This window comes from Larkinella sp. VNQ87 (assembly GCF_049445795.1).
Taxonomy (GTDB): Bacteria; Bacteroidota; Bacteroidia; order Cytophagales; family Spirosomataceae; genus Larkinella.
On the sequence record NZ_JBMSDT010000009.1, the window covers coordinates 120,396 to 134,278 of the forward strand.

Genomic DNA, 13,883 nt, shown 5'->3' on the forward strand with positions numbered 1-13,883 from the left:
TGTAGCAACGAAAATAGACAATTCTCTTGTATACCCATTGCACAGCCCGGACTTAGTGACCAGTAGTTGGATGGCCGGGATCTAAGCAATGGAATGTACGGACGGTAGCAGATCCGCTAACCGTCTGAGCAGAACAGGAAAAGATAAAGGCAAACTAGCAGGAAGCCACCAAAATTAGGTTGAGCGGTTGGGAACGTTGCCTACCGGTCTTCATTGGGCCAGACTGTGTTAGCGCTCCGTCCCTGTTCAAACGTTCGGAGCGGGATGATTCACTTACTGAACCGTAATGATTTTGAATTCCGTCCGGCGATTTTGCTGATGTTTGCTTTCAGGACAGGCCACGTCGTCGGTGCAACCATTCAGGATTTCGGATTCACCGTAACCCTGGGCCGACAACCGCGCCGGATCAATTCCCCGGTTGACCAGGTAATCGACGGTTGCCCGCGCCCGGTAGGTCGAAAGTTGCATGTTGTAGGCATCATTGGCCCGGCTGTCGGTATGCGAGCGCAGTTCGATCCTCATGTCCGGGTATTTACGCAGTAAACTCGCCAGATGATCGAGTTCGCGGGCCGCATCCGGCCGGATAAAAAATTTGTTGTAATCATAGTAAATATTTTTCAGTTCAAACACATCGCCCTCGCCGTATATCCCCTGTTGTTTCTGAATCAATTTTGGGTTTTTCCCGGCTTTCATTTTCGGAAGTTGCTCCCGGTTAGCCGTATATCGGTTTTTCTGCGTGGTGAGCGTATATGGCGCACCCGGCTTCATTTCAAACTCGTACTTGCCGTCGGCTCCGGTCACGACGCGCTGCTCCGATTGATCCTTGTCATTGCGCAGTGTAACGGTTACACCCGGCGCGGGTTGCTGGTTTACTTCCGTTTTCACCACGCCTTTCACCAGCGTATTTTCGCTTTTCTCCAGGTAGATCGACACCGTCATGACCGGTTTTTCGGATTGGGTCATGGTTGAAAAACGGATGCTGTTGGTCGAATAGCCCTCTTTTATGGCCTTGAATTCATAATCGATGTTGGCGTCGACACAGAAGCCGGTTTTTCCACTGGCATCGGTAAACCGCAGATCCTGATTCACCCCGGCTTTGATGACCCGCACATCGGCCACCGGAATCGGCTCGTTGGTTTTGGCATCATATACGAAAATGTTCAGTTGTTTACAGGTCCGCCGAAACCTGTAAATGTTGTCGTCACTGGCCCCCGCTTTCCGGTTACTGCTGAAATAGCCAGAAGCCCGATTTTGGGTCGTAATCAGGCCAAAATCGTCTTTTTCGGAATTAATGGGATATCCGATATTCTGCACGCCTTTAAATGCGATTCCTTCCCGCAGTTCGGCATAAAACAAGTCCAGACCACCCAGCCCCTCGTGCCCGTCCGACGAAAAATACAGATTTCCGTTTTCATCGATAAACGGAAACATCTCGTTGCCTTCCGTATTGACCTCCTTACCCATATTGACGGGCGTCGACCATTGCCCGTCTTTGTATTCCACCACGTATATGTCGGTTCCGCCAAAACCGCCGGGCATATCGGATACGAAGTATAATTTGCTATCATCCGGTGATAAAGCGGGGTGACCAACCGAATAATCATTGCTGCAAAAAGGCAGTTCTTCCACCTTCTGCCAGCTTCCATTGACCTCTTCGGCCAGATACAGTTTCAGTTTCCGGATGCCATCGGCGCTTTTGCCGTTCTTCCCCTTGCTGACGTTGTTCCGGGTAAAAATGATCCGTTTCTGGTCCTTGAAAAACGTCATCGGTCCTTCGTGGTATTTGGTGTTCAGGGTTCGGCTGAAGAGCTCGGTTTTGGAAAGCGGTTTTTCCTCTACGGGTTTTCTATCGGCGGTTTCGGTCGTCGTACCGCTGCCTCCCAGTGAAGCCATTTGAGCGGCTATACCGGCGTTGATCCGAAAATCAGCCGTGTCGGGGTAGAAATACAAATCCAGGAAGGGCGTCTGATTCCAGCCGAAAACCCGTTTTACGGGGCCGGTTTCATCGCGCGCGGAAACAAAGGCCAGCCCATTCCGGTAATACATCGGGCTAAAGTCGGCTTGTCGGGAATTGACGGGTAAAAAATCCACTTTATACGAGGAGGAATCCTCAAAAAACCGGCTCATGTCCATGTATGACACCGTAAACTTTTGCCCCCTCAAATCCGTCTGCTGCTTCTCACCGTATTTGCTGTACATCTTTTGCGACTCGCGGTAATTGCCATTGGCAGCCAGCGCCTGGGCGTAGTAGAGGTAATTTTTGGAGTCGGCTTCCGGAAACTCGCGCAGTAAGTCGGCGTACACGCGCTCGGCATTTCGGGTATCCTGCAAGGCCCGATAGCTATAAGCCAGTTTGGTGTAGGCTTCCTGGGTCTCGGCGGGGTCTTTTCCTTTATCTGCTTTTAAAAAGTCTTCATAAGCCCTGGCCGCGTTAGCATAGGCCAGGTTTTCAAACTGTTTATCAGCAGCTTTCAACCGCGCACTTTGCGCCTGAACGGCCACGGTCAGAGCACAGAAAAGAATATTCAGCAGAAAAAACCGTACAAATTTCACCATGGCATGAAAGGGTTACCAGCCAACTTTAATCAAAACCAATGCCAAAATTGCTTGTACATCGCAAAAACTGGCTAGGAACACGGATTCAACTGATTGAACGGATCAAAACAGATTTATCCGTTAAAATCCGTTGCACCTGTTCAATCCGTGTTCCTAGCCAGTTTTTTAATAATCAGGAAATTACGGGTTTGATCCGTGATGCGAAACCGGTCGTCCAGACGATAGCCGATCAGCCAGGCGATTTGACCGCCCGATTCCAGCACCCAGGCCGACTGCCGCTCTGTGAGACTAATTTTCCGGTTCGTAAAAAAATCGCCAACCGACTGGCTACCAGACAATCCCAATGGCCGGAAGCGGTCGCCAGGTTGCCAGGGACGCACGGTCAGCGGCCATTGAATCCGGTCGGCATCCAGACAGGCAATCGTCGGGTTGGTGGGAAGTGTAAAGTTGGCGGTCCGGTCGATTAATTCAACCGTCAACCCGAAGCTCGGAGAAACCCAAATAGTTTGATCCGGAATAGATGCTAATACAATGGATTTCTTTTCAACCCACTTCAACGGCTCGATAAGCAAGGAATCGCGGTCACGGATGATCCGATGGGTTGTTGAATAAAATACCTGCCCGAACTGCGACGAGCGAACGGCTTCACCAACTGAAGAGATTTGCACGTACTGGAAACCAAACGGTTTCAACCATTCAGACAATCGGTACTCCCATTCGGGAAACATAATCAACTTTTGAAGGGCTAGCTGGAAACCGTCTGGATGCACTTCTACGACCTCTTCCCACGTCCGGCGCAGCTCCTGATGAAGTAATGCATCAGCCGCTTTTAACCGGACAAGGGTAGTTTGGAGTGTTTGCAGCAGATTCGGATTCAGTTGTTTTAGCACCGGAACGACCTGATGCCGGAGTTGATTTCGGCGGTATTTGTCAGACTGATTAGAGCTGTCCTCGCGCCAGGTCAGTGCGTTTTCCCGGGCATACTGCTCAAGGCTCGCCCGGTCGGCAAACCAGAGCGGCCGAATCACACGCCCCTGCCGGATCGGAATTCCCGTCAGGCCCGTCAGGCCCGTTCCCCGCACCAGATTCAGCAAAACCGTTTCGAGTACATCGTCCTGGTGGTGAGCTGTCACAATACGGGTGTAACCGGCCTCGTCGGCAAGCTGCTCGAACCACGCATACCGGAATTGCCGGGCCGCCATCTGCGTCGAAATCCCGGACTTTTCGGCCTGCTGTCCCTTTGGCATTCTGACCATATGGAACCGGACCCGATGACGCCCGGCCAGTGCCCGCACGAACATTGCTTCCTCTTCCGATTCGGCTCCCCGAAGCTGAAAGTTCACATGGGCAATGCCGTATGAAAAGCCCGCCAGCCGAAACAGGTCGGCCAGCACAACCGAATCCAAACCACCGCTCACGGCCAGCAGCATTTGGTCGGTCGGTTGGAACAGTTGCTCGTGGGCAATAAAATGGGTGAAGGCATTTAACATCCGGCTCAGCAAATTACGGCTTGAACTCGTCGATCACCATAAAGGTAAGTCGGATTTTTGGATGAACTGTATGAGCCGTATTTTTAGCGGGCACCGCTCCGGACTGCGGGATTTTTGCGCTCCAGCGCCTTGCCCTGGTCGATCAACTCCTGATACGTAAACTCTTCGTTCCGAACATCGTTGACCTCATTCTCCACCATCGCCCGTCGAAAAGCCACCCGGCTGGCCGAATCGGCATGATCGGCCATAACTTGTTCATGCTTTTCCTGATCGTATTTTTTGTCAAGCGGATCGCAGCCCAATAACACAAAAGCCATTAGAGCCATCAGTAGCTTTTTCATAATTGATTCCAGATTGCTGTTCTGTAATTACAACTATTTTTAACAGGTTTCAGCCGAAGAATCGATTAAAAAATAAGAAGCAACGCCGGTTCCAGGAATGACTGGGTAAAACCCGACGATTTTTACAACGTTTCGTTTCCGATTAGTCAATCCCATTATTGACAAGCCCACCCCACCGGCTGCATCGGGTCGTCGGCATTTTTTATCGAAACCGTCGAAAGTACGCCAGCAAAAACCTAATCAATCAGGGTAGTGGTCGGTCGGTCAACAGGTGTCTTTTTCTTCGATCTTGAAACAATTGAGGCTATTTCAGAACGAGCCCAATTCAAAATCATGATTTGGGAAGTTTTTTCCGACGAAATAATCGTATAACAGCGTAAACGACTATGCTGAGTGTTGCGATGTGTACCAACAGAATAAGCCAGTCTGGCCCTTTAAACACCCCTTCATTAGCCAGATAATGGTAGATAAAGAGGCCAATGGCAACCGGAATAACCGCTTTCAGGATATCTTTCATAGTAACCTGGGCTAGTGAAAAAATAGCAAGCCTGGAAATACAGGCTGTGTCTGTTTTATGCAACACCCGCAACGAAACAGAAGCCGGCGACAGAAGCGAATAGTAAGCAAATGGTCCAACAATAAAACCCGGAAACCGTCGGGTCCGGGTTAGTCAAGTACGGGGGTTGGAAATGAACAGCCGATGAAACACCCGGCGAAATTTGTTTGATTTTTCACATAACTCTCGACGGGACCAACTACCGCTGGCAAAAGTCATTTTTGTCTTCCTACGCGACGGGACGATGATACCAAGAGGCTGGTAAGGTTGTTTTTTTATCTTTTTCAAATTAATCACCCGAGTTTATTGTTAATTAAACTTAAAAAGAAGCTTTCAAAAAACCGGTTTCGACGAAAGCGCTAATTTTGCACAAAACCGTCTGAACCCGGATTCCACGGATTATGGGATTTACTAAGATTGGCTACCGCAGTTCAATCTTTTATATCCGAGTTAATCCCTGAATCCGTGGAATCCCGGTTCTGACATTTTTTTCTCATGCATCGCAACCCTTTGACTAAAACGTGCGTCTTTGATAACAGAATGATAAACAGGCTGCTGGTTTTGCTGCTGATTATACTATCGGGGCCAGTAAGTGCCCAGATTGGTACATCACCGGCAGGCGGACCCGGCGAGTTGGTCATACTGAAGCGTTCTGACCAACTGGAAGGTTTGCAATCGGGGACCGAGGAGATTCGGAAGCTGACCGGCAATGTGCATCTTCAGCATAAAAATATGGAGATGTTCTGCGACCGGGCCATCCAGAATCTGACGACCAACGTCATTGAAGCCTACGGAAACGTCCGAATGATTCAGGGTGATACCCTCAGTGTCAGAGGAGATACACTTTTTTATTACGGAGCGTCCCGGCAGGCCAACGTAACGGGTCGGACAGTAATTCTGAAAGACCGGAAAATGACGTTGACCACCCGGCGGCTGGACTATGATATGGCGAACGGCATTGCCCATTACCCGCAGAAAGGCCGGATTGTGGATCGGGAGAACATCCTGACCAGTAATGAAGGTTATTACAACACGCGAACCAAAGTATTCACGTTTCGGGACGATGTGCGGCTGGTCAATCCGAAATATACCCTGACGGCGGACTCGCTGCTGTACAATTCGCTGAGTAAAGTAGCGACCTTTCAGGGACCAACCCGGATTACCAGCAAGGAAGGGACGCTGATTGCCAAAGATGGGGATTACAATACCGTCACCCGGTTTTCGAATTTCCAACGGCGGGCAACCATAGAAACCGAAAAATATACGCTGACCGGCGACACGCTGCTGGGCAATAATGCCAGTGATTTTTACACAGCTCGCGGCAATGTCGTCCTGTTTGCAAAGAACGATAAAACCATCCTGACGGGCGATTTCGGGCGATACAATCGAAAAGTCGGGGTTGCCCGGATGATTGGTCACGCGTTGGTTAAGAGTGTTACCAGTTCGGATACCCTGTTCATGCGGGCCGATACACTCTGGTCGTTTGAACTGCCGAATCCGAAATGGCGGAAAGGCGTTACCAAAGTCGACTCGACGTACCGCAGGCTGATCGGGCAGAAAAACGTCCTGGTTTTCAAGAATGATCTGCAGAGCAAGTGTGATTCGATCGTGTACGAAACCGCCGACTCGACCATCTATTTCTTTGGCGATCCGATCGTCTGGAGTACGAATTATCAGATGGAAGGCGATTCGATTACGGCATTGATGAAAAATAACCGGATCAACAAAATGTTACTCCGGGGCCATTCTTTCGTCATATCACAGGATACCCTGCAAAATTTCAATCAGGTGAAGGGCCGAACCCTGACCGCATTTTTTGGGTACGACCGAAAGAAAGACCGCTCCGATATCGATCATGTGGTGGTCGAAGGCAACGGGGAGAGCCTCTATTTTGCGGTCGATGATGCGAATAAAATGATTGGCATGAATCGGGTGCTGTGTAGTAAAATGACCATCCGGTTTGCCGACCGAAAGGTAAGCAAAATCAGTTTCTATGGCCAGCCAGACTCGAAGTTGGTGCCACCGAAAGAACTGAAAGACAGCGATAAACGACTCGAGGGCTTTAACTGGCGCATCGCTGAACGACCTACCAAGGCTAAGGTAACGGGCTACGTGGACCCGGCTGTATCGCCGACAGTTATTTCCGGCACGACACCCGGCTCCAAACCGTCGGCGATGGCCCCAGCCGAGGCATCGGCAACGATCAAACGAGAGATCCCGGGGACTGAAGCAGGGCTTAAGAAGCTGATCAAGAAAGCTCCCGGCAATCAGGAGACTATAAAACCAGTTGTCGAACCGAAGTCAATTGTTTCGACACCCGCCAAAACTGCCCGGGCCGATAGTGCGAGCACGCTGAAACCGGGCACTGTAAACGCGAAGCCGGTCCAGACGACCACACCGACAGTTACAGAGGAGAGTGATCTGGAAAAGGAACTAAACAGAAAACCGGTCCGAAAGACAGGCAATTAAACGAGTTGGCAAGATTTTTTGGTAAAAACATCGGATTCCATTTAAACCTTTCAAGAGATTTTAGGTTCTAAGGAAAAAAAGTAAGCCAATAGCAATATTTCGAGGAAGAGGTCGTTGACTTTCTCGTTTTTTTAAATATGTTTGTGGTGGGCTAGTATATCCACCCAATTCTTGAATGAATGAATCTTTATGAAACAATCTGTACGTCTATATGCCTGGTTGACTGGCCTGGCGCTTTTGCTATCGCAGAGCCTGATGGCTCAGACCGATAGCAGCAAGCCCAAAAGCCGGTTGGAATTGGGGCAAAAGCCTGCTCCAACCAGCCGTGTCATCCATTCCCGCAACTTTCCTTTTTTGAAACACCCAACCGTTGCCAGCCTTGACCGGGGTGTGACGGTTCAGAAAAATGCGGCTATTAACCAATATTACCGGAATCAACTGCTGAACGCATCGTCGACCAAAACCCCCGTTCGGACGGCCAGCACCGAAACCAGCAACCCGGTAGCGCTGGAAAACCGACAATCGGCGGAAGAAGCCCGGAAAGCCGATGATACCATGTACGCCAGTGACCGAATTACGGTTTCCAACATCTACCCCAACCCGGCCAACGAATACGCGGAAATCGATTACCATATTTCAGGCAATGTGAAAGACGCTAAACTGTCTTTTCTGAATGTTCTGGGTGCTCAGGTTGCCGAATACGTTCTGGACAAGAATGCACGGAAAATCCGGATTACGACCAGTGAACTAAATTCAGGCATGTACTTCTACCAACTGTCGCTTGACGGAAAGACAATTGCGACGAAGAAACTGATGGTCAGCCATCAATAACTATTAATCTTCAGAGACGAGCAGTAAACAGTAAGCTGTTTACTGCTCCTTTTTTTAAGGGCATCCAGCCACCGCTTCCGCACTATTTAAACCGTGCAATCGTTACTGTTACAGAGAATTTTATTAATTTTGCATTCTATGCAGCATTGTTGGAAAGCAGGTACGCTGGCGGTTGTTTTGATGATACTTTTTACATCATGCAGCCCCTTTCAGAAATTACAGAAAAAGGGTACGGACGACGAGAAGTACCAGGCCGCCGTTGCTTACTTTAAGAAAGGCGAATTCTACAAAGCCGGACTGTTGTTTGAAGAATTGATTCCAATCCTGAAAGGGAGTACGGAGTCGGAAATGGCGCAGTTTTACCGGGCCCATTGCGAATACCAGCAACAGAATTACCAGTTGTCGGCCTTTCACTTCAAGCAGTTCTACGAAACCTTTGCCCGGAGTGATTACGCCCACGAAGCGATGTATTTCTACGCCCTGTCGCTGTTCAAGGATTCACCGAATTACAACCTTGATCAATCCAACACCCTGACGGCGATGGCCGCTTTGCAGGATTTTATCAATGCCAATCCGCAAAGCCCGTTCCGGCAGGAATGTACCGATTACATCAAGGTGCTGCGTGACAAACTGGAACTGAAGGCGTATGAAAAAGCCAAGCTGTATTATAAAACCAGTGCCGCCAACATCGCCAACTACCGCTCGTCGGTCGTCTCGATCAGTAATTTCCTGCGCGAGTATCCGGATTCGAAATTTAACGAAGAACTGGCGTACCTCCGGGTCGATGCCCAGTATCACCTGGCGAAAAACAGCTTTTCGGATAAATTGAAAGAACGTCACCAGGACGTTGTTACCTATTACCTGGCCCTGGTGGATAAGTACCCGAAAAGCCCGGATCTGAAAAAAGCCGAGCGGATGTATGAAGACAGCCGTAAGGAACTGGAGACGATTGCCACCCAGGAGAAAGAGAAGTTAAACCAGCAGCAAAAACCGGCCAAAGTAACGGCCACCGCTCAATAACCGGTTTTCATGAACCGGCTCACTATCAACCAATTGAAAGACAACATTATGGCAAGTAATCCTTCGATCATCACCCGGGATACCGACAAAATCGCGGCTGCAACGGGCAATCTGTACGAATCCGTTTCAATCATTTCAAAACGGGCCCGGCAGATTTCAAGCAAAATGAAAGAAGAGTTGAGCAATAAACTTTCGGAATTCGCTTCGGCCGTCGATAACCTCGAAGAAGTGTTTGAAAACCGCGAGCAGATCGAGATTTCGAAATACTACGAGCGGCTCCCGAAACCGACCACCGTGGCCACCGACGAATTTCTGGAAGGTAAATTGCAGTGGCGCACCGTCGACGAAGAGCCGACCGGCAACCTCTGATTTCTAGTCTGATACCCAACAGCCGGGGAAGCGCAGAAAGCCCAGGAAAAAACGCGATGGCGGTTTTTCTGTGTGGGTTCTGACCTTCCCCGGTTTATTTTTGGTTTGTACTTTTGTGCTATGTCTACTCTGACCGGAAAAAAAATCTTGCTGGGCGTGACCGGGAGCATTGCCGCCTACAAATCGGCGTTGCTGGTCCGGCTACTGGTTAAAACTGGTGCCGAAGTCCAGGTCGTGATGACTCCCTCGGCGAAGGAATTCATTACCCCACTGACGCTGGCAACGCTCTCCAAACGTCCGGTGCTGTCGGAGTTCGTCAACCAGGCTTCCGGCGACGGCCAGTGGAACAACCATGTGGAACTGGCTCTCTGGGCGGATTTGATCGTGGTAGCCCCGGCATCGGCCCACACGCTGGCCAAGTTCGCCCACGGCTTCTGCGACGATCTGCTGTCGGCCGTGTATCTGTCGGCGAAATGCCCGGTTTTTCTAGCCCCGGCGATGGATCTGGATATGTACCGTCATCCGACCACACTCGATAATCTCCGGCGACTCGATTCGTTCGGAAATCACCTGATTCAGGCTGAACACGGCGAGTTAGCCAGTGGGCTGGTAGGCGAAGGGCGACTGGCTGAACCGGAACACATTCTGGCCGACCTCGAACGGCATCTGGCCCATCGCCCGCTGTTCCGGCATAAAAAGGTGCTGATTACGGCCGGGCCAACGCAGGAACCGATTGATCCGGTCCGGTTTATCAGCAACCACTCCAGCGGGAAGATGGGCTATGCCATCGCCCGCGCGTTTGCGCAGGCAGGTGCGGAGGTTACACTCGTCAGCGGCCCGACATCCTTGCCCTTTCCCGACCCGACGATTCGGCGGATTGCTGTCCGTTCGGCGCAGGAAATGTATGAAGCCACCGCAGAAGCCTTTCCGACCGCTCAAGTGGTGATTCTGGCTGCAGCCGTAGCCGACTATACCCCGCTTCACCCTGCCGATCAGAAGATCAAGAAGAAAGAAGCCACGTTTGATCTGGCGATGAAAAAAACCGTCGATATTGCCGCCACCCTGGGCGGGCAAAAACGGCCGGATCAGCTCATTGTCGGTTTTGCCCTGGAAACGCAGGACGAGCAGGCCAACGCGTTGACCAAACTTCGTGCAAAGAACTTTGATTTTATTGTTCTCAATTCGTTGCGCGATTCGGGAGCCGGTTTTGGGCACGATACCAACAAAATTACCGTTATTGACAGAGACGAACGGGTTTATGAATTCGACCTGAAATCAAAAGATAAAGTGGCCGAAGATTTGCTGAATCTCGTTGAGGAAAAGCTTTAAATCGTATGAAATTACCAGCCATTATTGGGCTTTTGACGGTTATCCTGGGTCTTGTCGCCAGAAGCAGCCAGGCGCAGGAACTGAATTGTCAGGTCACAGTCAACTTCAACCAGGCGAATTCGTCGCAGGTGACCGACCGTCAGATTTTTCCCCAGATGCAGGCGTTCATCACCGACTTTATGAACAACCGCCGGTGGACCACCGACGCTTTTAATCCTGAAGAACGCATCAACTGTAAACTGGTGATCGATATTCTGAAGGTTCCTTCTCAGAACTATTACGAGGGCCGTGCTCAGGTCATTGTGTTGCGGCCAGTGTACGGCAGCAATTACGAGACGGTTACGCTGCGGTACATCGACAATTCATTCAACTTCCCGTTCCGGCCGAACAACCCAATGTTTTTCAATGAAAACACCTATGCGCCAGAAAACGAGCTTACCTCCCTACTGGCGTTTCACGCGCTCATCATGCTGGGCGTCGATTATGATTCGTTCGGGAAACAGGGTGGCAAACTCTTCTTTCAGCGGGCTTACAATGTGATGTCGCTGGCCAACCAGAGCGCGGGCGGAGGAGCCTGGGGAGCGCAGGGGGACATTCGGAATCGGTATTGGCTGATTGAAAATCTGCAAAGCCAGCAGTTTGTTCCTTACCACGATGCGCTGTATACTTACCACCGACAGGTACTGGACAATTTCACGGCAAACCCGGCCATCGCGCGTCAGCAAACCCTGGAGGTGTTGTCGACGATTCGGCAGGTCAGCCAGCTACGGCCTAATTCGGTGGTGATCAATACGTTTTTCGATGCCAAAGGAGAAGAACTCTTCAACATCATGAACGAAGGCTCCCGCGAGGAACGGCAACAGGCGTTTACGCTCCTGTCGGCCCTGGACCCGGCCAAAACCGAAGTTTACCGAAAGTTACTCCGATAATTCATGGGGAAACGCTTACTTCGCATTCGGGCAACGGACGTGTTGAACTGGTCGGAACAAACGGCGGCCCGGCTTCTGCAAACCGACGTTCATTTGGTTTTGACCGACGGACGTACCTTGCATGGTCGGCTATTTGATAAACAAGGAACTCAGCTATTCATGCGGGACCACCGGGACCACACGCATACTGTCCCCATTCAAACCCTTGAGGAAGTTATTCTGGACGAAAAAGCTCCCTTTTAGACTTTACTATGCTCTCGCATTTACTGATAAAAAATTACGCGCTGATTGAACACCTGGAAATGGACCCCGATTCCTCGCTGAACATCATCACGGGCGAAACGGGAGCGGGAAAATCCATCATGCTCGGGGCCATTGGCCTCTTGATGGGCAACCGGGCTGATACCAAAACGCTCTATAACCCCGACGAGAAATGCGTCATTGAAGGGGTCTTCGCCGTGTCGGGGTACATCATTGAGAATTTATTTGACGAAGAAAACCTCGACTACGACACCACCTGCTTCGTTCGCCGGGAAATCAGCCCCAGCGGCAAATCCCGCGCCTTTGTCAACGACACGCCTGTAACGCTCGATATTCTGCGCCGGGTGACCAGCCATTTGATGGACATCCATTCCCAGCACGATTCGATTCTGCTGGGCTCGAATGAATACCAACTGGAAATTGTCGATACCTACGCCCAGAACGATGCGCTGTTGCGGCAATACCGGACCGATTACCGTCAGTTTCGGCTCAAACAGGAAGCCTACGAGCAACTGTTGAACGAAACGGCTACGATGAAAAAGGAGTTCGACTACAACAATTTCCTGTATGAGGAACTTCAACGACTTAGTCTGCAAGCCGACGAGCAGGAACAGCTTGAGCAGGAACTGACAATTCTGGAAAACGCCGAAGACATCAAGGAACGGCTGCAACTGTCGTGGGATTACCTCGACAATGCCGAACAGTCGGTGGTTGTTTATTTGAAAAATGTTGTCAACAACCTGAACTACGTTACCCGCCTGGCCGAACGGTTTGGCGCCATCCGCGACCGGGCGCAAAGTGCATTGATCGAACTACGTGATCTGGCTGGGGAAATCAGTACCGAGCAGGACAACATCGAAACCAACGACAGCCGGGCGGAAACCATCCGGGAACGGCTCAACCTGATTTACCAGTTGCAGACCAAACACGCCGTTAAAACCATCACCGAACTGCTCGACATTCAGGCTATGCTGGAAAAGAAAGTCAGCAAGATTTTGAATTCGGACGAAGAACTCGCGCTGGCGAAGGGCGAAAGCGAAGCCGCCCTTCACCAACTGATGGTGAGCGCTCAGTTGCTGTCGGATTCGCGCCGGGCGGTTTTGGAGCAAATCGAGAAGCAGATCGACAGTTTGCTGGTAGATTTAGGCATGCCCAACGCGTCGTTGAAGATCAACCTGGAAGTCGGCAAACCCAGTACCAGCGGCATCGATACGATTTCGTTTCTATTCAGCGCCAACAAGGGTGTAAAACCGCAGCAGTTGAAAAATGTCGCGTCGGGTGGAGAGTTTTCGCGCCTGATGATGACGATCAAATACATTCTGGCCAGCAAGCGGTCGTTGCCAACGATCATTTTTGACGAAATCGATACCGGAGTTTCGGGCGAGATTGCCATTAAAATGGGCAACATGATGCGGGATATGGCGCACAGCCACCAGATCATTGCGATCACTCACCTGCACCAGATTGCCGCCCAGGGCAAAGCGCATTATTTTGTGTACAAAGACCATTCGGGCAACCGGACCGTCAGCCGGGTGCGAAAACTCAGCTTTACTGAGCGGGTGCAGGAAATTGCGCAGATGATCGGGGGTAAAAATCCATCCGCCAGTGTGTTGAAAAATGCCAAAGAATTGCTTTCGCAGAAAGCGTAACATCGTAAACCGGATTTCCTGACCGGGTTTTCAACCGCCCGGCCGCCCGGCTTGTCAGGAAAGTTTCAGCTTCCATAACGTAA

General features: G+C 50.6%; 12 protein-coding genes. 8 read left to right on the top strand and 4 right to left on the bottom strand.

Features of this window, described 5'->3' with window-relative positions; all coding sequences use genetic code 11:
- Window positions 1-273: 273 nt before the first annotated feature.
- From ACO2Q8_RS16900 to ACO2Q8_RS16915, 4 genes are all read right to left on the bottom strand, one after another.
- On the bottom strand, window positions 274-2,556 hold the full coding sequence (locus ACO2Q8_RS16900) for an OmpA family protein (protein ID WP_423346020.1): 2,283 nt from the start codon (window positions 2,554-2,556) through the stop codon (window positions 274-276).
- 140 nt (window positions 2,557-2,696) lie between these two features.
- Complete coding sequence (gene tilS, locus ACO2Q8_RS16905) at window positions 2,697-4,046, bottom strand: tRNA lysidine(34) synthetase TilS (protein WP_423346021.1); 1,350 nt, start codon at window positions 4,044-4,046, stop codon at window positions 2,697-2,699.
- A gap of 83 nt (window positions 4,047-4,129) precedes the next feature.
- On the bottom strand, window positions 4,130-4,387 hold the full coding sequence (locus tag ACO2Q8_RS16910) for a hypothetical protein (protein WP_423346022.1): 258 nt from the start codon (window positions 4,385-4,387) through the stop codon (window positions 4,130-4,132).
- Between the two features lie 331 nt (window positions 4,388-4,718).
- The gene (locus ACO2Q8_RS16915; RefSeq protein WP_423346023.1) at window positions 4,719-4,904 is read right to left on the bottom strand and encodes a hypothetical protein; all 186 of its coding nucleotides are present in this window, start codon (window positions 4,902-4,904) and stop codon (window positions 4,719-4,721) included.
- A 579-nt stretch (window positions 4,905-5,483) separates the two neighbouring features.
- On the opposite strand from ACO2Q8_RS16915, the gene ACO2Q8_RS16920 reads away from it, so the two are divergent.
- From ACO2Q8_RS16920 to recN, 8 genes are all read left to right on the top strand, one after another.
- Window positions 5,484-7,412, top strand: a complete 1,929-nt coding sequence (locus ACO2Q8_RS16920) for an OstA-like protein (protein ID WP_423346024.1) — start codon at window positions 5,484-5,486, stop codon at window positions 7,410-7,412.
- Window positions 7,413-7,601: 189 nt separating this feature from the next.
- A complete protein-coding gene (locus ACO2Q8_RS16925; RefSeq protein WP_423346025.1) occupies window positions 7,602-8,243 on the top strand; it encodes a T9SS type A sorting domain-containing protein in 642 nt (213 codons plus the stop codon).
- A gap of 138 nt (window positions 8,244-8,381) precedes the next feature.
- Window positions 8,382-9,263, top strand: coding sequence for an outer membrane protein assembly factor BamD (locus ACO2Q8_RS16930; RefSeq protein WP_423346026.1), 882 nt, complete (start codon window positions 8,382-8,384; stop codon window positions 9,261-9,263).
- 48 nt (window positions 9,264-9,311) lie between these two features.
- Complete coding sequence (locus tag ACO2Q8_RS16935; protein WP_423346220.1) at window positions 9,312-9,632, top strand: DNA-directed RNA polymerase subunit omega; 321 nt, start codon at window positions 9,312-9,314, stop codon at window positions 9,630-9,632.
- 120 nt (window positions 9,633-9,752) lie between these two features.
- Window positions 9,753-10,961 (top strand): bifunctional phosphopantothenoylcysteine decarboxylase/phosphopantothenate--cysteine ligase CoaBC, encoded by a 1,209-nt coding sequence (coaBC, locus tag ACO2Q8_RS16940; RefSeq protein WP_423346027.1) that lies wholly within the window; start codon window positions 9,753-9,755, stop codon window positions 10,959-10,961.
- Window positions 10,962-10,966: 5 nt separating this feature from the next.
- Complete coding sequence (locus ACO2Q8_RS16945; RefSeq protein ID WP_423346028.1) at window positions 10,967-11,890, top strand: DUF4835 family protein; 924 nt, start codon at window positions 10,967-10,969, stop codon at window positions 11,888-11,890.
- Window positions 11,891-11,893: 3 nt separating this feature from the next.
- On the top strand, window positions 11,894-12,133 hold the full coding sequence (locus tag ACO2Q8_RS16950) for a hypothetical protein (protein WP_423346029.1): 240 nt from the start codon (window positions 11,894-11,896) through the stop codon (window positions 12,131-12,133).
- 8 nt (window positions 12,134-12,141) lie between these two features.
- Window positions 12,142-13,800, top strand: coding sequence for a DNA repair protein RecN (gene recN / locus ACO2Q8_RS16955; protein WP_423346030.1), 1,659 nt, complete (start codon window positions 12,142-12,144; stop codon window positions 13,798-13,800).
- Window positions 13,801-13,883 lie beyond the last annotated feature (83 nt).

Coding starts and splice junctions, on each gene's coding strand:
- ACO2Q8_RS16900 (WP_423346020.1), bottom strand. CDS start 2,556: ATGGTGAAATTTGTACGGTTTTTTCTGCTGAATATTCTTTTCTGTGCT.
- tilS (WP_423346021.1), bottom strand. CDS start 4,046: ATGTTAAATGCCTTCACCCATTTTATTGCCCACGAGCAACTGTTCCAA.
- ACO2Q8_RS16910 (WP_423346022.1), bottom strand. CDS start 4,387: ATGAAAAAGCTACTGATGGCTCTAATGGCTTTTGTGTTATTGGGCTGC.
- ACO2Q8_RS16915 (WP_423346023.1), bottom strand. CDS start 4,904: ATGAAAGATATCCTGAAAGCGGTTATTCCGGTTGCCATTGGCCTCTTT.
- ACO2Q8_RS16920 (WP_423346024.1), top strand. CDS start 5,484: ATGATAAACAGGCTGCTGGTTTTGCTGCTGATTATACTATCGGGGCCA.
- ACO2Q8_RS16925 (WP_423346025.1), top strand. CDS start 7,602: ATGAAACAATCTGTACGTCTATATGCCTGGTTGACTGGCCTGGCGCTT.
- ACO2Q8_RS16930 (WP_423346026.1), top strand. CDS start 8,382: ATGCAGCATTGTTGGAAAGCAGGTACGCTGGCGGTTGTTTTGATGATA.
- ACO2Q8_RS16935 (WP_423346220.1), top strand. CDS start 9,312: ATGGCAAGTAATCCTTCGATCATCACCCGGGATACCGACAAAATCGCG.
- coaBC (WP_423346027.1), top strand. CDS start 9,753: ATGTCTACTCTGACCGGAAAAAAAATCTTGCTGGGCGTGACCGGGAGC.
- ACO2Q8_RS16945 (WP_423346028.1), top strand. CDS start 10,967: ATGAAATTACCAGCCATTATTGGGCTTTTGACGGTTATCCTGGGTCTT.
- ACO2Q8_RS16950 (WP_423346029.1), top strand. CDS start 11,894: ATGGGGAAACGCTTACTTCGCATTCGGGCAACGGACGTGTTGAACTGG.
- recN (WP_423346030.1), top strand. CDS start 12,142: ATGCTCTCGCATTTACTGATAAAAAATTACGCGCTGATTGAACACCTG.